Source organism: Alcanivorax sp. NBRC 101098 (assembly GCF_001010505.1).
Taxonomy (GTDB): Bacteria; Pseudomonadota; Gammaproteobacteria; order Pseudomonadales; family Alcanivoracaceae; genus Alcanivorax; species Alcanivorax borkumensis.
Map to the genome: position 1 here is coordinate 746,984 of NZ_AP014613.1, position 24,146 is coordinate 771,129.

At 55.5% G+C, this 24,146-nt stretch carries 22 protein-coding genes; 12 read left to right on the forward strand and 10 right to left on the reverse strand.

From position 1 onward, the window contains the following. The first annotated feature begins 63 nt into the window (after positions 1 to 63). Both AS19_RS03485 and AS19_RS03490 read left to right on the forward strand, forming a co-directional pair. Positions 64 to 762 carry a TetR/AcrR family transcriptional regulator gene (locus tag AS19_RS03485; protein WP_011786650.1) on the forward strand — a complete coding sequence of 233 codons (699 nt, stop codon included), beginning with the start codon at positions 64 to 66 and terminating at the stop codon, positions 760 to 762. 182 nt (positions 763 to 944) lie between these two features. Continuing rightward, positions 945 to 1,961, forward strand: a complete 1,017-nt coding sequence (locus AS19_RS03490; RefSeq protein WP_046961700.1) for an LLM class flavin-dependent oxidoreductase — start codon at positions 945 to 947, stop codon at positions 1,959 to 1,961. A gap of 144 nt (positions 1,962 to 2,105) precedes the next feature. Here AS19_RS03490 and AS19_RS14275 read toward each other — a convergent pair whose 3' ends face one another. From AS19_RS14275 to AS19_RS03505, 4 genes are all read right to left on the reverse strand, one after another. After that, the gene (locus AS19_RS14275; protein ID WP_255352982.1) at positions 2,106 to 2,543 is read right to left on the reverse strand and encodes an SGNH hydrolase domain-containing protein; all 438 of its coding nucleotides are present in this window, start codon (positions 2,541 to 2,543) and stop codon (positions 2,106 to 2,108) included. Beyond that, positions 2,540 to 3,940, reverse strand: coding sequence for an acyltransferase family protein (locus tag AS19_RS03495; protein WP_231868076.1), 1,401 nt, complete (start codon positions 3,938 to 3,940; stop codon positions 2,540 to 2,542). Before AS19_RS03495 ends, AS19_RS14275 begins: the two co-directional genes overlap by 4 nt. A 163-nt stretch (positions 3,941 to 4,103) precedes the next feature. Then, positions 4,104 to 5,795, reverse strand: coding sequence for a trypsin-like serine protease (locus AS19_RS03500; protein WP_035460922.1), 1,692 nt, complete (start codon positions 5,793 to 5,795; stop codon positions 4,104 to 4,106). A 94-nt stretch (positions 5,796 to 5,889) separates the two neighbouring features. Beyond that, complete coding sequence (locus tag AS19_RS03505) at positions 5,890 to 6,834, reverse strand: hypothetical protein (RefSeq protein ID WP_011587964.1); 945 nt, start codon at positions 6,832 to 6,834, stop codon at positions 5,890 to 5,892. A gap of 181 nt (positions 6,835 to 7,015) precedes the next feature. Here AS19_RS03505 and ppc point away from each other — a divergent pair, with 181 nt between their 5' ends. Then, positions 7,016 to 9,682: a phosphoenolpyruvate carboxylase gene (gene ppc / locus AS19_RS03510; protein ID WP_046961701.1), complete on the forward strand. Its 2,667-nt coding sequence runs from the start codon at positions 7,016 to 7,018 to the stop codon at positions 9,680 to 9,682. Positions 9,683 to 9,699: 17 nt separating this feature from the next. Here the strand turns inward: ppc and AS19_RS03515 are convergent, their stop codons facing one another. Then, positions 9,700 to 9,963, reverse strand: coding sequence for a CDGSH iron-sulfur domain-containing protein (locus AS19_RS03515; RefSeq protein ID WP_011587966.1), 264 nt, complete (start codon positions 9,961 to 9,963; stop codon positions 9,700 to 9,702). A gap of 124 nt (positions 9,964 to 10,087) precedes the next feature. Between AS19_RS03515 and AS19_RS03520 the strand changes: the two genes are divergently transcribed. From AS19_RS03520 to AS19_RS03560, 9 genes are all read left to right on the forward strand, one after another. After that, positions 10,088 to 10,948, forward strand: coding sequence for a GNAT family N-acetyltransferase (locus AS19_RS03520; protein WP_050731497.1), 861 nt, complete (start codon positions 10,088 to 10,090; stop codon positions 10,946 to 10,948). A gap of 50 nt (positions 10,949 to 10,998) precedes the next feature. Continuing rightward, positions 10,999 to 11,784 carry a 1-acyl-sn-glycerol-3-phosphate acyltransferase gene (locus AS19_RS03525; RefSeq protein ID WP_052753735.1) on the forward strand — a complete coding sequence of 262 codons (786 nt, stop codon included), beginning with the start codon at positions 10,999 to 11,001 and terminating at the stop codon, positions 11,782 to 11,784. Positions 11,785 to 11,903: 119 nt separating this feature from the next. Beyond that, positions 11,904 to 12,470, forward strand: coding sequence for an elongation factor P-like protein YeiP (gene yeiP / locus AS19_RS03530; protein WP_011587969.1), 567 nt, complete (start codon positions 11,904 to 11,906; stop codon positions 12,468 to 12,470). Continuing rightward, a complete protein-coding gene (locus tag AS19_RS03535; protein WP_011587970.1) occupies positions 12,470 to 13,522 on the forward strand; it encodes an aminopeptidase in 1,053 nt (350 codons plus the stop codon). Before yeiP ends, AS19_RS03535 begins: the two co-directional genes overlap by 1 nt. Beyond that, the gene (locus tag AS19_RS03540) at positions 13,513 to 14,334 is read left to right on the forward strand and encodes a rhomboid family intramembrane serine protease (RefSeq protein ID WP_046961702.1); all 822 of its coding nucleotides are present in this window, start codon (positions 13,513 to 13,515) and stop codon (positions 14,332 to 14,334) included. Before AS19_RS03535 ends, AS19_RS03540 begins: the two co-directional genes overlap by 10 nt. 73 nt (positions 14,335 to 14,407) lie before the next feature. Continuing rightward, positions 14,408 to 15,259 (forward strand): TRAP transporter TatT component family protein, encoded by an 852-nt coding sequence (locus AS19_RS03545; RefSeq protein WP_011587972.1) that lies wholly within the window; start codon positions 14,408 to 14,410, stop codon positions 15,257 to 15,259. Between the two features lie 8 nt (positions 15,260 to 15,267). Continuing rightward, positions 15,268 to 16,257, forward strand: coding sequence for a TRAP transporter substrate-binding protein DctP (gene dctP, locus AS19_RS03550; protein WP_011587973.1), 990 nt, complete (start codon positions 15,268 to 15,270; stop codon positions 16,255 to 16,257). Continuing rightward, positions 16,254 to 16,763, forward strand: coding sequence for a TRAP transporter small permease (locus tag AS19_RS03555; protein WP_011587974.1), 510 nt, complete (start codon positions 16,254 to 16,256; stop codon positions 16,761 to 16,763). Before dctP ends, AS19_RS03555 begins: the two co-directional genes overlap by 4 nt. Next, on the forward strand, positions 16,760 to 18,049 hold the full coding sequence (locus tag AS19_RS03560) for a TRAP transporter large permease (RefSeq protein WP_011587975.1): 1,290 nt from the start codon (positions 16,760 to 16,762) through the stop codon (positions 18,047 to 18,049). The genes AS19_RS03555 and AS19_RS03560 overlap by 4 nt, the downstream gene beginning before the upstream one ends. A 131-nt stretch (positions 18,050 to 18,180) precedes the next feature. Here the strand turns inward: AS19_RS03560 and AS19_RS03565 are convergent, their stop codons facing one another. The 5 genes from AS19_RS03565 to AS19_RS03585 form a co-directional block, all read right to left on the reverse strand. Next, a complete protein-coding gene (locus AS19_RS03565; RefSeq protein WP_011587976.1) occupies positions 18,181 to 18,939 on the reverse strand; it encodes an NYN domain-containing protein in 759 nt (252 codons plus the stop codon). Positions 18,940 to 19,335: 396 nt separating this feature from the next. Beyond that, positions 19,336 to 19,941 (reverse strand): GNAT family N-acetyltransferase, encoded by a 606-nt coding sequence (locus AS19_RS03570; protein ID WP_011587977.1) that lies wholly within the window; start codon positions 19,939 to 19,941, stop codon positions 19,336 to 19,338. Then, positions 19,941 to 20,231, reverse strand: coding sequence for a hypothetical protein (locus AS19_RS03575; RefSeq protein ID WP_144412620.1), 291 nt, complete (start codon positions 20,229 to 20,231; stop codon positions 19,941 to 19,943). Before AS19_RS03575 ends, AS19_RS03570 begins: the two co-directional genes overlap by 1 nt. A 338-nt stretch (positions 20,232 to 20,569) precedes the next feature. Further along, positions 20,570 to 23,317: an aconitate hydratase AcnA gene (acnA, locus tag AS19_RS03580; protein WP_041704884.1), complete on the reverse strand. Its 2,748-nt coding sequence runs from the start codon at positions 23,315 to 23,317 to the stop codon at positions 20,570 to 20,572. Positions 23,318 to 23,629: 312 nt separating this feature from the next. Further along, complete coding sequence (locus AS19_RS03585) at positions 23,630 to 24,127, reverse strand: M48 family metallopeptidase (RefSeq protein WP_011587980.1); 498 nt, start codon at positions 24,125 to 24,127, stop codon at positions 23,630 to 23,632. Positions 24,128 to 24,146: the final 19 nt, after the last annotated feature.

A 24,146-nucleotide genomic window follows, 5' to 3' on the forward strand; every position in this document is an offset into this window, starting at 1 on the left:
CACTGGAGTGGTGCAGCATCTGGGTGAGGCCTGCACTTTTGCAGCTACAGGGAGTTTTGCCTGATGACAGATCGATCCGCAGTGCCGGTTGATAGCCCGGCTGGAAGTACACGCACCGTAATTCTTGAAAAAGCGTTAGAGTTGTTCGCAGAGACCGGCTTCAACGGCGTATCAATGCGACGCATTGCGCAAGAGGTTGGCATCAATCCAGCGACGCTTTACCACCATTTTGTCCACAAAGAAGATTTGTATGAGCAGGTACTGCGTTTCGCCTACGCAGAGCAGGCTGCGCATTTTTCAGCATTGGTATCCATTGAAGGAACACCCCAGAGCCAGCTCGGTGAGTTCATTCGAGAGTTCGCGTTTTACATAGCTAAGGATCAGCATTTTTTTCGGCTGGTGAAGCGAGAGCAGCTGGAAGGTAACAGCGAACGTCTGAAGATGCTGGTGGATCTATTGTTTGGTAAACAGTACGAGGCGATGGTGCGAAGCGTTGGCCGAGTAACCCAGGCTTTCGATACCCACATGCTAGTGACGTCGCTTCTGGGCTTGGTGTTGCACCACTACGAAACTCGCCACATGCGCCAGTTTTTTGTTGAATATATGCCTTCACAAGATGACCCCGAGGTCGTTGCTGACCATTGCTGTCGGTTGTTCTTTTTTGGTATTCAGGGGGCGGGAGCGGCCCAAGAGGTGCCTTATCGTTCGGAGCAGAGTCTCCTATCCGCTGACGGCGAGCATTCGCGCGATGGGGCTGGTTGAGCGCGGATTTCTTGGGCGGCTACTTCAATCTTTCCTTGGTGCTAGCGGTACATCCTGTCGCTGGAAATCAAACCGCGGGTCGCATTAGCATGAGCCCGTGGTGCGGCTATACGGCCTGAATCGTGTAGGTTACTTTGTTGACGTGAATCTTCGGGTTTAACACCATTCATAGTGCCGGCGTTATGGGAGTATGCATTTTGTCTGTAAGCGTACCGTTTTCATTGCTGGAGCTAGCGTCGATCCGTGAGGGAGACTCCGTTGGGCAGACGTTGGCTAACAGTGTGGCTTATGCACGCCATGCAGAGTCGTTGGGGTTTCAGCGGTTTTGGCTGGCGGAGCACCATAATATGCTGGGGATCAGCAGTGCAGCTACCTCGGTGCTGGTTGGGCATATTGCCGGCGCCACCGAGTCCATTCGGGTCGGGTCTGGCGGGGTGATGTTGCCGAATCACCCGCCGTTAGTGATTGCGGAGCAATTTGGAACGCTGGAGATTTTGTACCCCGGTCGGATTGATTTGGGGTTGGGCCGCGCACCGGGAACCGACCCGATGACCAGCCGCGCCCTGCGCCGTGAAGGTCTTGGGGCTGAGCAGTTCCCCGATGATGTGGCCGAGCTACAGCGCTTGCTGGGGCCACTGGATACGTCACAGGGGGTTAATGCGATTCCCGGCGCTGGCACTCAGGTACCGATCTGGCTACTGGGCTCCAGTTTGTACAGCGCCAAGCTGGCAGCGCAGCGGGGGTTGCCCTATGCCTTTGCCGGGCATTTTGCGCCGCGACTGTACCGTGAGGCGCTGCGTATCTATCGGGATCAATTTCAGCCCTCTGCCCAGCTGAGCAAACCCTACGCCATGTTGGCGTTGCCTGCGGTGCCGGCGGACTCCGACGAAGAGGCTCATTACCTGACCACCACCAGTTACCAACGTATTCTTGCTTTGTTTCGTGGCCAGCCGTTATGGATGAAACCGCCGGTGCAAAGCATGGACGGCTTGTGGAATCCACAAGAGGAAGCAGGGGTAAAAGATTTCCTGGGCTTACAGTTGCTGGGAACGGCAGCCTCCATGCAGGGGCAGCTGGATCAGCTGCTGGACTCCGTGGAGGTGGATGAGTTGATGGTGACGGTGGATCTTTATGATCCGGTGAAGCGTCGTCATGCGTTGGATATTCTGGCGTCGTTGGCGCAGTTTCAGGCGGTGTGATGCGTTTTAGTTTTCACTAAGGGCGCTTGTGAGGTCGTATTACCCCTTTCGCGCTCTCGGTGCCCTTGGGTCAATCTGGCCTACGGTCTGCGGCTGCTGATCGAGCCCGGTTCGCGCATCGAGAGGTGTTCGTGCAAAAGTGGGTTATTTCTCCGATGAAGTTAACGGGTTGCCGAAGCGCTTCAGGTATTCCTGCCCGATTTCAATCCCGCCCACGTTATTTAAGTGACTTTCATCGCGGTAGAGTGGGATGCCGTTCAGGACGGTTTGGCAGCGGGTGGCATCACAGAGAACTTTGCGTGGATTGATCCACTGCACGTCCGGGTAACGCTGCTGTGCGTTCTGCTTGAAACGATAGAAATTGGCCAGTGATTTCTTCACATCCTCAGCGCTGATGGAGCAATCGTCCATGTTTTTCAGTAGACATTCCGCGTAAGAAGAAGAGGGCAGTTCTGGCACGTCTTCCATCACGATGACGGTGTGGCCGTGCGCTTTCAGCCAGCCGATGGTGCCCACAAAGTAGCGTTGGTAGTGTTCAGATTTGAGGTAAGCGCTCCACCAGGCACCGATGAAAACCGTCATGGGCGTTGGCTCAGGTAGTCGCTGAGGGCTTGGTTACGGGCCACTTTGGTCGGATCAGAGGCCTGGGCTTTTTCCGCAATGGCGGGGGGCAGGAACGGGGTTGAGGCTCGGGTGACCATCAGCACGGAATAGTCTGTGCCTTTGAGTGGTTGTTCAATAAACCCGATCTGGGCGATGGCGTGGGAGTCGCCAATCAACATGCTGTTGGGCTGTCCGTCGGCGGGTTTTGCTCCGAACAGGCAAGCGTCGCTCTGGTTAAATTCAACCGGTTTGCCTTTGAAGCAACGTTTGTAGAGATCCGCCGGGTTGTTGTTGGCGATGATTTTGTACAGTTCGCGGCGCTCTTCGGGGATGCGGAAGCTGGTGTCGTCGGCGATGCGGATGGTGGACTGGATCGCCCAGATGACGATCAGCGGGGCCAGAATAAAGATCAGGAACGATTTCGTGAAGCTCCAGTCCCGGTGGCGGTAGCGGTTTTCCACAAAACGAAAGCTGAACCAAGAGAGGGCCACGACACCCGCTATGAGCAATAATCGGTTCAGCCAGGTCAGCTCGATCAGCTGGTAATGCATCAAAGCTACTGGTGGCCAATGCCACAGGTACAGGGAATAGGAAATGCCTCCCAGAAAAACCATCACCGGTAGGCTCAGTAGGCGTGCGGTGAAGGTGGCCGGCTGATGCAGGCCGGCGTAGATGACCATGGCGGTGCCGAGGGTGGGCCACAGGGCGTTATAGCCGGGGAAGTGATCGTGTTTGGTGATCAGCAGGGCGGTGGCCACGATCATGGTCAATCCTACCAGTGCCAGCGTTTCTGCGCTGCTGCGGTTTAGGCGGGGCAGCTGTTGGCTGAACAGGGCGACACCGGTGCCGAGCATAAATTCAAACAGCCGGGCGGGCAGCAGATAATACGCGGCGGCCGGGTGGGCGCTGGCCATATACACGGATAATACAAAGGTGGCGACCAAGGTAATGCGAAACGGCCAGTGGGCCGTGCGTCCTTTACCGAAGCGATAGGCCAGGTACAGCGAAGCAGGCCAGAGCAGGTAGAACTGTTCTTCCACGGCCAGCGACCAGGTATGGAGCAGGGAAAGCGACAGGGTTTCCGGGGCGAAATATTGGCTCAGCTCGTTGAAATAATAGAGGTTACTCAGCCCGATCAGCGAGGCCAGCCAGCTTTTGGCAAAAATATAGTAGGCGTCACCGATATAGAATGGCGAGATCATCAAGAATGTGGCGGTGGATACCAGTAAAAATACCGGCACCAGGCGACGAATTCGGCGGGCATAGAAATCGCGAAAGCGGAATGTGTCTTTCTGGAAAGCCCGTTCCAGCAGCTGTGTGATCACGAAACCGGAGATCACAAAGAACACATCGACACCGATAAAGCCAGCCGCCACTGATGCCCGGTACCTGATAGTGATACAGAATCACCAGGATCACGGCCAGGGCGCGCAGGCCTTCGATGTCGGCGCGGTAACTCGGCTTGGCCTTCACGTGGATTCCCCCGGTGAGCATATTGGTAAACCGGCAAGAATAAAGGCGCAATGACAGGCAGACAAGTTAGTTGCGTTGTCGGCGCACTCCCAGCACCAGTGCGATTAGCCCCAGCCACAGTGAGGCCCCTCCTCCGCTGCCACCGCCAGCCGCTGAACTAACGGTGGCGTTGTACTTGTACTGCACGGTGACATCCACTTGCATGTCAGTGTCGCCAGGGATGTTGTTGTCTTCGGTGGGGAGCCCTTTAAAGGTAAAAAGTTGGCTGATGCCGGTGTCGGTGGCGAATTTCAGTGTCAAGGTGTGGCTTTGCTCGGTGCCCAAGCCACCAATGGGGCAATATATCGGGTTGCCTTGCTGGCAGCCGAGCTCGGGGCCGTTGAGCAGTTGGGTGTTGGTCGGGAGCGAGAAGCTGATGCCGGTGTTGGTGGCGGCGAACAAGGGCGAGTGGTTGCTCAATGTCACCGCGACGCTGGCCTGGGAGCGGCTGCTGGTCTGTTGGACGGCGGATAGGGCCAAATCAGGATTGTCGGAGAAGGCGATTTCATGAATCAGGCTATTGTTACGGCGGCGGTAGTCGTTTTCGTCTGCACTGGCGCTGAGTGTTAGCGTCACCAGCTGATCGGTTCCGCTGCTGTCAGTGACGTCAAGGTTGCCCGTGCGGGACGCACTAGCGGCCAAGCTGCTGGCCACGGTGCAGCGTGTCACGGAGGGCAAGGTGCTGCAGCCGGTCCAGTTAAAGCGGGCGCTGGTGGCTATGCTGCCGCTGAAAGAGCGACTTATAGCCGGGTTGGTAGCGGTGTTGTTGATACTATTATTGCGTAGGGTGATCGGGATGGCCTGGGTGCCGTTAATGCGCTGATAGTATCGTTTCGTCTCGCCGTTGATGGTCATGTCCACCAAGGGAGCATTGCCCTGCGTGGTCAGGCGCTCCACTTCTGCAATTTCAGCGGTGACATGGGTATAGCCGGCAGGAGCGCCGGTGGCACAGTCTTGCAGCCCGAAGCTGGTGAGCCCGATTAGCCAGGGGTTGCCCTCTTCGCCGATGAACAGAGGGCCACCGCTGTCACCGAAGCAGGTGTCCTGATTAATGCCATTGACCGGATTGAGCTCTGCCGCGCAGATGGTGGAATCGGGAATGCTCAAAGTGGATAGTTGCTTGCACTCCTCTCTGGGAATGAAGTCCAGTTGCACCTCGCGCAGCACAGTGCTTCGCTCACCGCTGCCCGTCTGGCCCCAACCCAGGGCGGTTACCGCTTCGTCACGTTGGCTTAACGGGCGGTTTTTCAGCTCATTAAAAACGTCGTCGTCTGCCAAGCTGGGCCATAGCCTGTTGCTGGTGGCAGGAATGCGCAGTAGGGCGAGGTCGTGGGCAAAGGAAAAATTGTCGAAGCGCTGTTGGTTCTTATAAATTCCCTCCACCGTGATGCGACCTTCTGGAGGTAATAGTAGTTTGTTCTCTGTTTCACCGATATAAACGAACAGCCGGTCAGCGGTGGCCGGGTCACCGTTCAGGTACTGGGTGCAGTGGTAGGCGGTAAGAACCCAGCGGGGGCTGAGATGGCTGGCGCCGCAGAAAGAGGGGCTGCCGGAAGGCTCTTTAATAATGATTTGTGCCATCCACGGCCAACGGTCGGCGGCCGGGCTGCCGCCAACAATGCGTGGGCTGGGGGCGTCGGCCGCCTGTGTGAGCATGCTTAAACCGAGCAGCGGGCTGGCGATGGCGAACAGGGTTAGAAAAACGGTGCGAATTGGCATAGGGGCTGCCTTGTCGTTGTTTGGTCCAGTGTAGCGCATTTGCCGACAAGGCAGTGTGACAAAGATCGCCTGATGAATTGGTGGTGTAATAGGCTCAATTTATCGGCGGTGCGTGGGCCAGCCAGTGATTGTCTTCTTCTGTGGTGCGGGCCATGGAGGCCTGCAGGTGAGAGAGTGCTTGCTCAAGGGCGGCGTCACCATTGGCCAGGGTCATCATGGCCGCACGCAGCCCCTGGTGCCGGGTGCGTAAATCATTGAGCAGTTGTTCCGCCGCCGCGGTGGCGGTGCAGGGCAGCAGTAGAGCCAGGTGTTGTTCATCGTAGCGAGCGGCCACATCGCTGCGGCGAATGCGCTGGGCTACTCGGTCGGCGAGTAACGGTAATTCATGGTGCCGCACTAATACTAAGGTTAATGGCGAGGAAATGCGGTCGTGCAGAGGCACCAGCCAGCCGGCGGTGCTTACCAAGGCTTCGCGGCTAATGAAATCAGTATCTGGGTCGCGCCAAGTGGCTTCTAGCGCCGCTCGGGATAGGTGTTGGTTACGCCAGATCATCAAGCCGAAATACAACATGCAGGCGCTGAGTGCCGCGACCAGAAGTAGGCTGGCAGAGGCGCTGGCCGCGTCGCTGTAACTCAAGCGGATAGGGAGCACGAAGGCCAATACGATTTCAGCTCCGGCAAGCATGATGAGAAAACGTTTGAGGCCATGCAGTAGGCCGTTACTGAGCACAGCAATGAACAGCAGCGCCATGGTGGGAGGCGGGTCACCAGCATCCAATAACAACACGATACCCAGAGTCAGCAGGTCTAGCGCGGAGGCGAAGGCGTCGGCATTGACTGGGCGCCAGATCAATAGCAGAAGTTGAATGCCCACGTAAGCACTGAATAACAGCCACGGGGTTGCTTGGGGCAAGTTAAAGAAAAAGTGGTCTGCATAGTGGAAATATATCACCGCAAGCCCAGCAAACAGGGTCCGCGCCAGATATTGCATCAGCACTACACCCTGATCCGAGGTAATACGGCGTGAGGTGTTCATCATTGAGTCGATCCCAAGTTTGTTAGGGGGTCTATGTTGCGGCACGGCGGCAGCGGAATAAAGGTGTCCAGCAGTGTAATCTTGTTAAAACTGCAATTTGAACAGCATTTGTTGGTTATGGCACCGACTTGAAGAGCGAGTATGGTAGGCGCCGGCAACGATTCCTGAACGGTAAGGAGGCACAGTGGATCACAATGTAAATGCACCATTGCGTGATGATGTCCGGTTATTGGGTGATTTGTTGGGCGAGTGCCTGCGCCAGCAGGCGGGCGATTCCATTTACGAGACGGTGGAAAAAATCCGCCAAGCCTCGGTGGCGACCCGCACCGAAGGGGGGGCGTCACTGGCCTCGTTGCGCGATTTATTATCGCCGCTGGATGATGCGACTCTGCTGGAGGTCGCGCGTGCGTTCAGTCAGTTTCTTAACTTGAGCAATATTGCCGAGCAACATCACCGGGAGCGGTTGCATCGTCAACACCAGCGCTATCCGGGGGATGCGGGTACTGATCAGGGGTTGCAGGAGGTGCTGCAGCGCCTGGCCGATAATGACATTGCCAAAGAGCAAATTTCGGAAACGCTTGAGCAGCTTTCTGTCGAGCTGGTGCTGACGGCCCACCCCACCGAGGTGACCCGCCGTACGTTGATTCGCAAGTATGACCAAATGGCCGATCTGCTCAGTGAGCTGGATCGCCCAGACTTCAATGAAGACGAGCGTGAGTTGCGCCGCGAACGTCTGCGCCGGGTGATTCTGGCGGCCTGGTGCACCGATGAAATTCGTCGTGAAAAGCCGACCCCGGTGGACGAAGCCAAATGGGGCTTTGCCACCATTGAACAATCCCTGTGGCAGGCGGTGCCCGATGTTCTGCGCCAACTGGAAGCACAGCTGGCCGACCGGGGGCTGCCTGCGCCCCCCTCCGACTGGACGCCGGTGAAGTTGGCGTCGTGGATGGGCGGTGACCGGGATGGTAACCCCAATGTGACCGCCCCGGTGACTCGGGAAGTGTTGCTGCTGGCCCGCTGGATGGCGGCAGACCTGTATCTTCGCGATGTGGAGAACTTGCTGGCGGACCTGTCGATGAAGTCGGCCAGTGAGGAATTACTGGCGGCCACTGGCCCAACCCATGAACCTTACCGTGTGCTGCTGCGCGAAGTGCGTAGCCGCTTACGCCTGACTCGTCGCCAGATGGAAGCACAAGTAGAAGGCTTACCGGTGCCGGAGGGCCAAGCCTATTTACGCCGTGAAGAGTTGATGGCGCCGTTACAGTTGCTCGACCGTTCATTGCGTGCCGTGGGCCTAAGTGACATTGCCGATGGCGATTTAAAAAATACTCTTCGCCGCCTGAACTGTTTCGGTATCACCCTGCTACGGCTGGATATTCGTCAGGAATCGACCCGTCACAGTGATGTGTTGGATGCCATCACCCGTTATCTGCAGTTGGGTCGTTACAACGATTGGGATGAGGCGGCGCGCCAAGCGTTTCTGGTTGATGAGCTGCAGGCACGTCGACCGCTGATTGATGCCGCTTTCCGCGACAGCGAACACTGCACTGCCGAAGTCGCAGAGGTATTGGCAACGTGTGAGGTGATTGCCGAGCAAGGCAGCGAAGGGCTAGGTGCCTATGTGATTTCCATGGCCACTACCCCGTCTGATGTGATGGCGGTGATGTTGTTGCAGAAGATAGCCGGGGTTCGTGAACCCATGCGCGTGGTGCCGCTGTTCGAGACCTTGGACGATTTGGATGGTGCCGAGCAAACCATGTCAGCGTTGTTAGCGCTGCCGTTCTATCGAGAGCGAGTGGCTGCCGGGCAGGAAATCATGATTGGCTATTCAGATTCCGCCAAGGACGCGGGCTTTCTCGGCGCGGCCTGGGCCCAATATCGGGCACAGGAAAAGCTCACGGCCCTGTTTGCCGATAACGGCATTCCGCTCACACTGTTTCATGGCCGAGGTGGCTCCATTTCCCGAGGCGGATCGCCCACCCGCATGGCGCTGTTATCACAGCCGCCGGGCTCGGTGGCCGGGCGTATACGGGTGACGGAGCAGGGGGAGGTGATTCGGTTTAAATACGGTCGCCCGTCGGTGGCGGTGTTTAACCTGGAGCAGTATGTGGCGGCCACTTTAGAAGCAACCTTGTTGCCACCCCAGGCGGCACGGCCGGAGTGGCGCCAACAGATGCAGGCCCTGACGGATACCTCCGTGGCGGGCTATCGCGGGGTGGTGCGCGATGAGCCTGAGCTGGTGCGCTACCTGCGTACCGTTACGCCAGAAACGGAGTTGTCGCGGCTAGCGCTGGGCAGCCGCCCTGCGCGGCGCAAGTCGGATCAAGGTATCAGCTCTCTGCGGGCGATCCCTTGGGTGTTTGCTTGGACCCAGATTCGGTTAATGCTGCCTGCCTGGTTAGGCACCGGCGCCGCTCTGGAAGATGCTCAGAACGATGCCGCGCAGCATGCTATGGTGCGGGAAATGGCTAGCGAGTGGCCTTTTTTCCAGGGCGTGGTGGATATGCTGGAGATGGTACTGGCGAAATCGGATTTGCGTGTGGCCGCTTGGTATGAAGAGCGTTTGGCGGGGGACGACCCTGGGCTAATGCGTCTGGGTGAAGTACTGCGCGAGCGCCTTACCGCCACGGTAAGTGCCTTGTCGGCACTCACTGGCCGGGAAGATCTACTGGATAACAATCCGGTGATGCGCTGGTCGATCCGGGTGCGCGACCCTTACACCGACCCGCTGCACCTGTTGCAGGCGGAGCTGATGGCAAGGCTGCGCCAACAGGATGGCGATGAGACCTTGGAGAGTGCACTGATGGTAACCATTGCGGGTATTGCAGCGGGCTTACGCAATACAGGATAGGTTGTCAGCACGGGTTCTCATCGGTGGCCGGTGCTTTTTCCTTTGAGCGCCACATGGCTGCCATCGCAGATCATCCCTGTGTTGCTGTGTTTACAGCCACAGAAAAACACAATTTGGTCTTTGTGTGCCGTGTAGGGCACCGGTGAGAAGCGGGTGTCCTTGTGGCTGCCATCACAATACGGTTGCGTCTGACTCAGGCCACAGGCACACCAGTACACCGTATCGCCTTTTTTGACGGGCAACGGAAACGGGACGGTGTCGGCAATGTGCGGGGCGTCCATGGCTCTCTCCTTCTCGTTTTTTATTTTTTAGGCTCTCTGGGTGTGTCGCGCAAATGTCACGCAAGTGTCACTGCCTTGCCATGGCCGCTGACGACACTGGCTGAAACTGCCAGTGGAGCACACTATGCTTGCGCAAGCCGCAGGAAAGATCAAAGCGTTGAGCCCGCAATGGAAAGGAGCGTTCGCTAAGCCGTTCGTTGCCACTGCCGAGATTCTTCGCTTTCCTCGGGAAATGACAACGGATAGAGAAGCCCAGGCGCAGGGTCGCTTCAGTGCTTACTTCACCCGTTCGCGTCGTGAAATTCTAAAAATTCAACGTTTACGCTATCGCATTTTCTCCCAGGAATACGGCGCGAGTTTCAGTGCGCCGTTCGGGCTGGATCGTGATCGTTTTGACCGCCACTGCTTGCACTTGGTGGTGCGCGACAATCGCAGCGGCGACATTGTTGGTTACACTCGGGTATTGCCCGGTGACAGGCTGCAACGTACTGGTGGATTCTATTCCAGTGGTGAGTTTGATCTCACCATGCTTGGGCGTCTGGAGGGCAAGCTGGCGGAGATCGGGCGCACCTGCATTCATCCGGATCACCGTAACGGGGCGGTGATAAGTGTGCTGTGGGCACGGCTGGCGCAATACATGCTGGAAAATGATGTGCGCTACCTGCTGGGCTGCGCCAGCATTGCCTTGAGTGAAGGCTATAACGTGGCGGCGGTCAACGAGCGCATTCAGGGGCGCCATTTAAGCCGGGCCGAGCATCGAGTGCAGCCTCACTTACGGTTGCAGGCATTGCCCGGCGATGCACAAGCGGAGGGTGTGAAGATGCCGCCGTTGCTGAAGGCTTATTTGCGCATGGGCGCGCAGGTATGTGGTGAGCCATGCTGGGACCCGGATTTTAATTGCTTGGACTTCTTTGTGCTGATGGCGGTGGAAAACCTGCCCGCTCGCTATGTGCAGCACTTCATGCAGCCCGCCCAGGCAGTGTAAACAATGGGTAGTGGATAATTGACAGCTAGCAGGCTGTATACAGGAGCGATATGAATCATAGCGTCAGTGTTGGTACCTATCCCGAGAGAGGGGTCTGGCCGCAACTGCGTCGAGTGTGGCGAGTTGCCGGTGTTGTGCTCTATCTATTGTGGGGCTTTGTGCTGGCGTTTTTTCTTGGCGCGTTCTGGTCACCCTATCGGCCCGTGATATTGAAGGCAAAGCAACGATGGTGCCGGCGATTTCTGCGTATCTTGGGTGTGGAATTGACCGTTACAGGTAGCAGGGTCGAGACGCCCGTATTTTTGGTGAGTAATCATGTTTCGTGGTTGGATATTCCTGTTATTGCCAGCCAGCGACATCTGTATTTTCTTTCCAAGGCTGAGGTCGGTGCCTGGCCGCTGATAGGCATGCTGGCTCGTGCCATGGGCACCCTGTTTATCAAGCGGGGTAGCGGTGAGTCCGTTCGCGTGGCTCAAGAAATTGCCGGTCGTCTAAAGCGCGGGCATACGGTGCTGGTGTTCCCGGAAGGCACCACGACGGATGGTACCGGGCTGCGTCGCTTTTTCCCGCAGTTGTTTGATGCGCCCTTGTTAGCGCAGGTGCCGGTTCAGCCACTGGCGATTCGCTACTTGGACAGCATGGGCGCGGCGGACCAAAGTTTGGCGTTTATTGGTGACGATGAGTTCCATCATCACATGTGGAGCATATTGTTACGCCGAAAAATTCGTGTTCGCCTGCATTTTTGTGAGCCTCTTGATGGGGAAGGCATGAACCGTAAGGTATTGTGTTCCCTGGCGTACGATCGGCTTGAGGGGCAGTTGAAAGTTAAACGTTAAAAGTTGAAAAGCAAACCCTTGGGAATTTCCCGGCTCTCTCTATCTATCTTTGCAGCTTGCAGCTTGCAGCGGCTCTTTGTTGTAGCATTGGCGCATCGACATTTCAGGAAGCCTTTTCCATGACCCGCGCCAGTGAGCTGAAAAAATCCGACGTTATTGAAGTTAACGGCACCTTGTATGCCATTCGCCAGATCGAGGTGCAGTCTCCCTCTGCCCGGGGGGCGGCCACATTGTACCGGGTGAAGGCCAGTGCGGTTGGTGGTGGCCCCAAGTTTGAAGAGCGCTTCAAGGGCGATGACGACGTGGCCACGGTGGCATTGCAGCGCCGTGCGGTGCAGTTCTCCTATGTGGATGGGGATGACTACATCTTTATGGATAACGAGGACTTTTCCCAGTATTTGCTCAAGCAGGACGATATCCGTGATGAGCTGGCGTTCATCACGGAAGAGACGCAAGGCGTGCTGGCTCTGAAAGTAGAAGAGTCGGTTATCGGCCTAGAGCTGCCAGCGTCGGTAGTGCTGGACGTGACTGAAACCACGCCGGCCATGAAGGCTGCTTCCTCCTCGGCTCGTACCAAACCTGCCACCTTGAATACCGGCTTGGTGGTGCAAGTGCCGGAATATATCGTAGCGGGTGAAAAGGTGCGGGTGAATACCGCCGAACGCAAGTTCATGTCTCGGGCCTGATGCCGACGCTGTTTCGTTTTTCCCTGTTATGTTTTTGGCTGCCATGGGTATTGGCAGGCTGCCAGCTGGGTTATTACAGCCAGGCCATTGGCGGTCATTGGTCGTTGATGGGTGAGCGCGAGCCGGTGGAGCAGGTGCTGGCAGATCCTGAAACACCGCAATCGTTGGTCGAGAAATTGCAATTCAGCCAGCAGCTGGTGAGCTGGGCGGGAATTCATTTGGGGCTGCCGGCTGATGATGTCTACCATCAATATGTGGCGTTGGAGCAGGATGCGGTGGTGTGGAATGTGCTGGCGGCACCGCCTTGGTCGCTGACGCAAAAAACCTGGTGTTATCCGTTGGTGGGTTGTGTCAGCTATCGCGGTTTTTTCCAGCGGCAACGGGCAGAAAAAGCAGCGGCGAAATTACAGGCTGACGGCATGGATACTTGGGTGGGGGGCGCTATAGCCTATTCCACCCTAGGCTGGTTTGCGGATCCCCTCACTACGCCCATGATCCAGCGGTCAAAGCCTTCACTGGCTGAGTTGCTGATTCACGAATTGGCTCACCGCAAGCTGTATATCAAGGGTGATACTCGCTTCAACGAATCTTTGGCAACCATGGTGGGGCGGGAGGGCGCAAAGCAGTACTTTTTGGCAACCGGAGAGCCACTGCCGAATGGCTACTGGGATCGTAGAGAGCAGGTGGAGGATGCTTTTCTAAGTATCATTGCTGATACTCGTAAGGCGCTAGCAAGGCTGTATGAGTCGACTTCGAAGTCCTCGCGATTGGCTCGCGAAAAGGCTCGCATTCAGCAACAGGCCCGAGACCGGTTCGCTGATGAAAGCCAGCGTTTGCCGGGCTTAAAAGGCTACAAACCTTTTTTCGATGGTCCGTTGAACAATGCCCAATTGAATACGGTCAGTGATTATAATGATTATGTGCCGGCTTTTAGCCGGCTTTTTTCACAGTGCCAGCAGCAATGGGGCTGTTTCTGGCAGCAGGTAGATAACTTGTCTGATTTGGATGATGTACAACGCAAGCAAGCCCTGGAGGCACTGGCATGGAACTGATTCGTACCCCCCAGGTAGAGCTGGCGAATCTGATCGAACGCACCCTGAAACGCAATGGTTTTCAGGTGCACCGTCATGAGGATGAAGGTCAGTTCGTGCTGAGTGTGCCTGATGCTGAGCAATATCCCCATGCGCGAACACTGACCGCAGAGCTGATTGCCGACCTGAAACGGGGGCAGGACCGACAAGCTGTGGAGCCTCTCACCGGCCAGCCACAGCCCTTGCTGTCTGGTGGCTGGCTGGCCAGCATGGGTTGGGTGACCAAGCTTGGGCTGGGGTTGTGTGTGGCCATCTTCTTGACGCCTTATCTAATGGGCGACGGGGTCTATCTTGCCCTGTTGTTTCCCGCGACCATGGAGGGGTTGACCAGCCAGCCATGGCGGTTGATCACTCCTATGCTGCTGCACTTCTCCCTTCTCCATATCATTTTCAACTTGCTGTGGTGGGCAGATCTGGGGCGTCTGATTGAACGCCATCAATCGTCTGCCCAGCTGTTGCTGGTCACCCTGGTGACCTCAGCGGTTTCCAATGTGGCTCAGTTCTTATACAGCGGGCCCATGTTCGGTGGCTTGTCCGGAGTGGTGTACGGTTTGTTGGGCTACCTATGGATCTTCGGGTGGCTGAATCCGGGTGCCGGGTTTGCCCTGCGTCGGCAGATTGTGGTTTTTATGCTGGTATGGATGGTGATTTGTTTCGTAGGGCTATCGGATGTGGTGGCGAATGCGGCACATCTGGCAGGGCTGGTAAGCGGTTGTTTGTTGGGCGGCATTTTCGGCATGGTGCGGCGCAGCCAGAAGCAAGGAGCAGTTTGAGTTACCCCCGGTGGACTGCTATAAAGACAGCCAAAACGATGACGTTACAACAATGAAAGGATGTCAGCGACCTATGCAGTGGCGCTCTGTACCCTATTGGGTACCTTCTCTATTTTTCGCAGCGGTGGTTGCCCTGCAAGGCTGTTCTCTGGCCCATGTTGACGACAACCTGCCCTATGGTGTCCTCAATAACAATGACCTGCAGCTGGTCGAAGACGGCCTGCCTACCTATTTGCTGATGGTCGATGGTCTGATCGAAAACTGGCCGAAAAGCGAATCGCTGTTGAGCAGTGGTGCGGACCTTTATGGCGCCTACGCAGGCCTGTTCGTGAAAGAGCCGGAACGTGCCCGCAAGCTCAGCATTAAGGCTCTGGATTACGGTTTCCGTGCCGCCTGTGCCCACGATAAGGATTACTGCGACTTACGTAGCTTGTCTGTCCCTGAATTCGAGGCCCTGCTGGAAGACGCGAACAAAGGTGATGTGCCCGTGTTGTTTTCCTTGGGTGGAGCCTGGGCGGGTTATATCCAGCAAAACACCAATGATTGGAACGCGGTGGCTGAACTGGGCCGGGTAGAAGCCATCATGGAGCGAATTGTTGCGCTGGATGAGCACTATCAGTATGGCCAGGCACACATGTATCTGGGCGTGCTAAACAGCATCTTACCGGCGTCGCTCGGTGGCAACCCTGAACTGGCGAAAACTCATTTTGAACAGGCGGTGCAGTTGGCCGACGGTAAAAACTTGTTGGCCCAGGTGCTTTACGCGGAAAAATATGCGCGTCTGTTGTTTGATCGGGAGCTGCATGACAGCTTGCTCAACGAGGTGCTGGCGGCGGATCCTGATGTCCACGGCCTGACCCTGCAAAATACCTATGCGCAGCAGCAGGCTGAAGCCCTGCTTGCCGACGCGGATGATTATTTCTAGGAGTGTTTATGCTGCGCCTTGCCACGATTCTGATCGTGTTGTTCCCGCTGGTTGCCACTGCTGCGACCACCCTGAAAATTTCCACTCTGTACCCGGATGGCACCACCATTGTTTCTGGGCTAAAAAAAGCCGGTAAAGATATTGCTGCGCAAACCGATGGCCGAGTGAAACTGAAAATTTATCCCGGCGGGGTGATGGGCGATGACCGCGCGGTTGAACGCAAAATCCGTATTGGCCAGCTCCACGGCCTGGTGGCCCAAGGCGGGGCTTTTTCCTCCGCGTACAAAGACAGCCAGATTCTCAATGTCCCGTTGGCTTTTAATAATTACGATGAAGTGGATGCGGTACGCAGTGAACTGGACCCGGTAATTCAAAAGGGCCTGGAAGACGGTGGCTGGGTCAGCTTCGGTTTGCTGGATGGCGGGTTTGCTTATGTGATGTCTGAGCAGCCGGTAAAAAGTATTGCCGATTTGCGTGAACAAAAACTGTGGTTGCCGGCGAATGATGAAGCCTCTGCTAAGGCGGCCAAGGCTTTCGAGCTGTCACCGATTATGCTCAATATTGGCTCTGTGCTGACCTCCCTGCAGACCGGTGCGGTGAATGCTTTTGCTGCGCCCCCTGTCGCGGCGCTGACTCTGCAGTGGTACTCCCGAGTAAACTATCTGACCGACATGCCGCTGCTCTATACCTTTGGCATGCTGGGTATCCACGAAAAGTACTTTAAACGCATCAGCGCGGAAGACCAGAAAGTGGTTCGCGCCATACTGGATGGCACCTTTGACACCCTGAATGCGAAAAGTCGCGAGGAAAACCTAAGCGCTTTTGCCGCTGTTCAACAACAGGGGTTGGAAGTGATCAAACCGAACGAAGAACAGCGCAAGGAATGGCACCGTTATGCCGAGCACGCCACCGCTGAACTGGTGGAAGAGGGCGAAATCAGCCAAGCCATGCTGGATCGGCTTAATGGCATTCTTGCCAAGCAACGCGACGGGCAATGATGGCTGCACTATTACGTAGGGTGCATCGCGCCCTTCATCATATCGAGGACGGCCTTATTGTGGCCGTTCTTTTGTTTATGATTCTGCTGGCTGTGGCGCAAATTGTGTTGCGTAACTTTTTTGGTACCAGCTTGGTATGGATTGAGCCCTTACTGCAGAACGCGGTGCTGTGGATTGGTTTGTTAGGAGCCATGATCGCTTCACGTAATGATGAGCACATTCGCATTGATGTGGCTTCATCGTTATTGCCAGAAAAATATCACCCGTTCCTGACTACATTTGTAGACCTGTTTACCGCCTTTATCTGTTTGTTGGTTGCTTGGTACAGCGTGCAATTCGTGATTGAAGAATATGAGTACGCCACGCCAGCGTTTGCCAGTGTGCCCAGCTGGTTGTTGCAAGCGATTATTCCAGTGGGCTTCTCGGTCATGGCCTTGCGCTATGTGGTGTTGTTTGCGATGGGGTTGATTGGTAAACGGCCGAAGATGCAGGAGCTGACGCCATGATTACAGCGGCGATTATCCTGCTGGTGGTATTGGCGTTAATGGGCGCGCCTTTGTTTGCCATTATTCTTGGCGCGGCAGCACTGGGGTTTTATACCCTAGAGATTGAGTTGGCAGTGCTGCACATCGATATCTATCAGCTCAGCAATTCTGTGGTGCTGATGGCATTGCCATTGTTTACGTTTGCGGGTTTTCTGCTGAGTGAATCGAAAACCGCTGATCGTATGTTGCGGCTAAGCCAAGCCGCCTTCGGCTGGATGCCCGGTGGCATGGCTTTTGTAGCGTTGATTGCCTGTGCCTTTTTTACCGCTTTAACCGGCGGCTCTGGCGTCACTATTGTGGCATTAGGGGCGCTGTTGCTGCCCGCGCTGGTGAAAGGCAATTACCCGGAAAAATTTAGCTTGGGTCTGGTGACCTCTTCAGGGAGTTTGGGCTTGCTATTGGTGCCGTCTGTGCCCCTCTTGATCTACGGCATTATTGCTCAGCAAATGTCTCAGCAATTGGACATGCCCACAGTGGAGATTGTCGATCTGTATCTGGCTGGTCTATTGCCCGCATTGCTGATGATCGTGCTACTTTACGGCTACTGTGTGTGGGCTACCCGCGGCACCGATGTACCCCGGCAGGCGTTTGATTTCCGTGAACTGGTGGATGCGTTATGGCAGGCTCGTTGGGAGCTGCCATTACCATTGGTGGTGCTGGGCGGAATCTTCTCCGGCTTTTTAGTCATTAGTGAGGCGGCGGCGGTGACGGCGCTGTATGTGCTGGTGGCGGAGGTGTTTCTGTATCGGGAAATTTCCCTGCGCAAGCTGCCGACAATTATGCGTGATTCCATGATCATGGTAGGCGGCATATTGTTGATTTTGGCGGTGGCGCAGGCGTTTTCTGACTACTTGGTGTATGCCGGTGTGCCAGAGGAGCTATTTGCTCTAATCCAAACGCATGTGGAAAGCAAAATCACCTTCCTGATCCTGCTTAATATTTTGCTGCTGTTATTGGGCGCGTTACTGGATATTTTTGCGGCGCTGGTGATCATGGTGCCACTGATTTTGCCGGTGGCGTTGCGCTACGGTATTGACCCTGTGCATCTGGGGATTATCTTCGTGGCGAACATGCAGATTGGCTATATCACCCCGCCGGTGGGTATGAATCTGTTTATTGCCAGTTACCGCTTCAAGAAGAAAGTTACGGAGCTGTTCGCGGCAACCATTCCTTTCATGCTGATATTGATTATCGCTTTGTTAATGATTACCTATGTACCGCAGTTGAGCTTGTGGCTGGTGCGCTGATTTAAGCGGCACGTTGAGAGTGAAAAGTTGAAACGCGATCAGATTTTTTGCTGAGGCAGAGGTCAAAGAGGCCGCGCTCATTCTCCGAGCGCGGCCTCTTGCGTTGTTTCTTTGCTGAAAGGCTAGCGGCGTTATTTGCGCAGGGTTTTGACCTGAATGCTTTTGCCTTGCCCTTTCTGGATTTGGAACCATTTGGGATAGGCGCGGATCATGTCACTGAGTTTTTTGTGGCCGAACAGACGGGTGTCAAAGTCGGGTTTACGCTTGCTCAAATGTTGGCCTAGGGTGCCAAGATTCGCCCAATCCTCTTCATCAGAAATATCATCGATAACGTTGGCGATAAGCTGAAGTGGTGGATCCTCTTTATTAACGGGTTCTTCGCAGGATTGGGGTTTGTCGGGCGTATGTTGCGGGGCATGGTCTGAGCGTAATACTTCGGTATAGATAAACTTATCACAAGCGGCCACAAACGGGCCGGGTGTTTTACGCTCCCCGAAACCGTACACGGTCAGTCCTTCTTCCCTTAACCTCGCCGCTAGGCGAGTAAAATCGCTGTCACTTGATACTAGGCAGAAACCAGATAGTTGCTTGCTATAGAGCAGATCCATGGCATCGATGATCATGCTGCAATCGGTAGCATTTTTCCCCTGGGTGTAGGCGAATTGCTGGATAGGCTGTATCGAATGTTTCAGTAGTACGCTTTTCCAACCTCCAAGGTTAGGTTTGGTCCAGTCGCCGTAGATGCGCTTGACACTGGCGGTGCCGAACTTGGCAATCTCTTCGAACAGGCCGTCGACAATCTTGGGCGGTGTGTTGTCTGCATCAATAAGCACGGCCAGAGACGTGGTGGTCAACTGAGAGGAGTGTGTTTCTATGTTTGTGCCTGTCATGGTTCATTCCTTTTGCCTGTTATACGACAACATGATGGATTCGGCACAGTGGTAATATCAAGGAATGATCAAGGCGACAGCGCGTTGGGTGGCAACTTCGCCAACACTAATAAGGTACGAGACCCTTGAGCCGCTACCTGCCTTTCAGTGGCTGATTGGGTGTGAAGCATAGGCTGTTATGTAGCGACAAAAAAACGGCCGTCGGGTAACGGCCTAAGGGGGAAAATACCGGATCTAACAAACCTAAGGTTTATAACCACAGAATGAGTGCAATATGATTGAGTGGCTAAAGAAAAGGACTTCAACGATAAAGTAACTATAGCGGGGGCTTTCTGAGCAAACCAGGGGGATGGCTCGACCGGTTTAATCAGATTATTTGATCGATAACATCCGGGATCAGATCAGAGGCTTGCGCATGGGGTAGCGGGCTAGGCTGACGCCGTTGCGTTCGGCTTCTTCTTGCCCTTCGCTGGTGAAGCCCATGAAATGGAAGAAGCCGTGGGCGGTGAGGCTGACGTGGGCGGCGAGTTCAGTGATGCCTTCCATCCGGGCGCCGTCTTCCAAGTGTTGGTAGAGTAGAGTGGCGATGCCCTCGCGGCCAGCATTCGGGTGTACGAACAGCATGTTGATGTAGTCGTTGATCCGGTGGGCAAAGCCCACCAGAACGTTATCCCATTCGGCCACTACCGCTTCGCCTTCACTGAGAGCGGAAATCAGGCTCTCATGGCTTTGTGCTCGGCTCCAGGCATCCCGTTGTTGTTGGTCGTATTGATCGGCGGCACTGACCTGAATGGCTTGGCGGAACACTCCCAGCAGTTCGCCCAAGTCGCCACTGTCCATGGGCCGAATCTGAAACGGTCGCAATAGGACCTGTGGGCCGTTACTAGTATTCGCTGTGTCCTGGGCCCTGATTTCGTCCGGAGTGTGCCGTGTCGCCGTGCGGGTAGGTGCAATAGGGTGTTGGTTACGACGGAGCAATTGCTCCAACCATTTTCGAATCATTATGGTGTGTCTTTGTGCGTGTAAGGAGTGGGGGTGTTTGCCTGTTTGATTGCCTTGATTTGAGCACGCAGGGCTTTCAGATATTGGTCTTGCTGGTCCAGCAGTTCGCGGGTGGTTTCTTGCTGGGCTTGCAGATCGTTGGTGCGGGCTTCCAGTTCCTGTTGTTCACGTAGGCGCGCATCGCGTTGTTCTGCGTTTAGCAAATCGGTGTCGTTGGTTGGTGGTTGGGCGATGGCATGGTGGCCTAGGTTGCTCAACGCGAAGATGAAAATCAGCAATACGATACGCACGGAGTTCCCCCGAAACTCAGTGTGGTGAAAAGCCAGCATAGCAAAAAACGGTCGGCAAACGCTACACGCGGTTCGCCTGCTCATGCGGGGCAGGCGCGCACTGCGTCGTTGTTTCGTTGCGTACGCAGGCTTCGCTAGGTAACAACGTAAGCGGCGTCGCTGAAGGTGAGGCGCGAGTGTCGGGTTCGCGTTCTCAGCCTGTCTGTGTCATTGGGTAAATGCGATCTACCATGGTTACAAAAATGCAGAAGGCCGCGCCCGGTGTTTGGATGCGGCCTTCTGGGTTTGGTGCATGCAGAACAGGTTGCCGGCACCATTGCATGCGGTGTGGAGCGTCTCTACTGCATCATCTGTCTCAACACGTAATGGAGGATGCCGCCATTCTTGTAATACTCCACTTCCGCTGCGGTATCCAGGCGAGAGATGGCCGCCACTTTCTGCTCCTTGCCATCGCGACGGAATATCACGGTGATGGTGTCGCCGGGTTTTAGGTTATTGTTCAGGTCTGGAATATCCACCTCTTCCGTGCCGTCCAGGTTGAGCGTTTTGCGGTCAGTACCTTCTGGGAATTGCAGCGGAAGCACGCCCATGCCAATCAGATTGGAGCGATGAATCCGTTCGTAGCTTTCAGCGATGACCGCTTTAGCGCCGAGCAGGTTGGTGCCCTTGGCAGCCCAGTCGCGGCTGGAACCCGTACCGTATTCTTTGCCCGCAACCACCACAGTGGGAATGCCGTCGTTCTGATAGCGCATGGCGGCGCCGTAGATAGAAATTTCCTCGCCTTGAGGAAGGTGTTTTGTAAAGCCACCTTCGATGTCGGGGGTCATTTCGTTGCGGATACGGATGTTGGCGAAGGTCCCGCGCATCATCACTTCGTGATTCCCTCGACGTGATCCGTAGGAGTTAAAGTCGATAGGTTCCACATCGTGCCCTTGCAGGTAATGCCCGGCGGGAGAATCCGCTTTGATAGCCCCAGCGGGGGAGATGTGGTCGGTGGTGATGGAATCACCTAACATCGCTAAGATGCGCGCGTTTTTCACTGGCTCTACATCGTCCATCTCGGCGGTGAGTCCGTCGAAGAAGGGCGGGTTCTGAATGTAGGTGGAGCTGCTGTCCCAGTCGTAGGTTTGAGAATCCGGGATAGGCAGGCTCTGCCAGATTTCATCACCTTCGAACACGCTGGCGTACTGGCTACGGAACATGTCGTCGTTGATCTTCACCAGTTCCGCTTGAATTTCATCGGAGCTGGGCCAGATGTCTTTCAGGTAAACCGCGTTACCCTCTTTGTCATTGCCGAGGGGGTCGGAAGCCAGGTCAATTTTTACGGTGCCGGCCAAGGCATAAGCCACCACCAATGGCGGAGAAGCTAGCCAGTTGGTGCGCACGCTCTGATGAACCCGGCCTTCGAAGTTACGGTTACCGGAGAGCACAGAGGCCACTACCAGGTCACCGTCGGAAATGGCCTTGTCGATTTCTAGTGGCAGTGGTCCGGAGTTGCCGATGCAGGTGGTGCAGCCGTAGCCCACCAAGTCGAAACCGATTTTGTTGAGTGGTTCTTGCAGGCCGGTGACATTTAGATAATCGGTCACGACCTTAGAGCCGGGGGCCAGTGAGGTTTTTACCCAGGGTTTGCGGTTCATGCCTTTCTCGGCGGCTTTTTTTGCTACTAGTCCGGCGGCTAGCATAACGCTGGGGTTGGAGGTGTTGGTACAGGAGGTGATGGCAGCAATCACCACATCGCCATGGCTTAAATGGTGCTTGTGGCCATCGATGGTGATGGGCACATCTCCGCCGCTGGGTTCGTGGTTGCCCACGGCGGTTTGGCCCCCTTCGCCTTCCAGCTTGCTGATTTCCTCGTCATTGAGTTTGAGCGTGTCGGTGACCACGTCGATGAAGGTGCGTTTGACTGAGGTGAGCGGCACTCGGTCCTGGGGGCGTTTGGGGCCGGCCAGGCTAGGAACCACATCGTTCAGGTCTAGCTCCAGTACGTCCGTGAACTCTGGGTCTGGATCGCTGCTGGAGCGCCACAGGCCTTGTGCCTTGCAGTAGGCCTGCACTAGCGCAATGGTGTCTTCGTCTCGGCCCGTCAGTTTCATGTACTCGATGGTGCGCTCGTCGATGGGGAAGAAGCCGCAGGTAGCGCCATATTCCGGGGCCATGTTGGCGATGGTGGCGCGGTCGGCCAAGGTTAGATCGGCCAGTCCGTCGCCAAAGAATTCCACGAATTTGCCTACTACACCACGCCGGCGCAGCATCTCGGTGACGGTAAGTACTAGGTCAGTAGCGGTGATGCCTTCACGGAGTTTGCCGCTGATTTTGAAGCCGATAACTTCGGGAATCAGCATGGCAATGGGCTGGCCTAGCATAGCGGCTTCAGCTTCGATGCCGCCCACGCCCCAGCCCAGCACGCCCAAGCCGTTGATCATGGTGGTATGGGAGTCGGTGCCCACTAGGGTGTCGGGGTAGGCATAGGTGTTGCCGTCCTCAGATTCGGACGACCACACTCCTTTGGCTAGGTATTCCAAGTTTACTTGGTGGCAGATGCCGGTGCCCGGTGGGACCACGCGGAAGTTGTTGAAGGCTTTCTGACCCCAGCGCAGGAACTGATAACGCTCCCGGTTGCGCTGATACTCGATCTCCACGTTTTCTTCGAAAGCCTGTGGGTTGCCGAACTTGTCTACCATCACCGAATGGTCGATGACCAGATCTACCGGTGTTAACGGGTTAATGCGGCCAGGGTCACCACCGGCCTTCTTAATGGCGTCACGCATGGCGGCTAGGTCCACAACACCGGGTACGCCGGTAAAGTCTTGCATCAGCACTCGGGCAGGCCGGTAATTGATTTCCTTGTCGGAGCGTTTCTGCTCCAGCCAGCGCATTACGGCTTCAATGTCGGCACCGGTGACGCTGTTACCGTCTTCAAAGCGGAGTAGATTCTCGAGAAGGACTTTGAGGGAAAAGGGGAGCTTGCTGAGATCACCCCAGCCTTTGTCGGCGACTGCATTGATATCGAAGTAATGATAAGTCTTGCCGTTGGCTTGCAGCGTTTTTTTGCTGTTAAGGGTGTCCTGGCCAATCCGTGTCACTACACACCTCCTGGGCTCTGATGGGAGTTCCGCGCTGGCGGATAGAGTGACCGCCAGAGGGAACACTGGCGCAGGATCAATACAGCATAGCCACAAACCGCGGCACTAGTGATCCTGCGTTATGACGTTAAGTCATTTCATACTACGCCCTTATGGCGGGGACATGAAACGGCTGAGATGAACGTTTCAGGGTTAAAGCCGCCTGTAATGTAAATGCTTGTTGAATAAAGAGGTTTTGGGATTGGCGCGGTCGTTAGCAGGAGCATGGGTAACGCTGAGGAGGCGGAATCGTCCTTCGCCGGAAAGACGGCTTTAGCTGTTGTCGGTATCTTGCCAGAGTAACCAGAGCCGGGTGTCCAGTTCCAGTTGATGGTAGTCCGGTTCCATATGTGAACACAGTTGATAGAACGCTTTGTTGTGCTCGGTTTCTTTGAAATGAGCCAGCTCGTGAATCACGATCATGCGTAAAAAAGCTTCCGGGGCCGTTTTGAATTGGCTCGCGATACGCAAGCTATTATGGCTGCGCAGTTTGTTACCGTGAATGCGGGTTTGCCGGGTATGCATCCCCAATGCTTGGCTAACCGTTTTCAGCTTGGCGTCGTAATAGGCCTTGCTCAGAGGCGGAGCTTTGCGAAGGTATTGCTGTTTAAGGTTAGTCGCGTATTGGAACAGTGCTTTGTCACCTTGAATATCATGTTTTTCTGGATAGCGTTGATGCAGATACGTTCCCAGTTTTCCCTGATCCAGAAGGACTTGTGCTTGCTGCTGAATTTGAGTGGGATAGCCTGTGATATAACGCAGGGAATTCATGGGCGGATCATCACTTTGT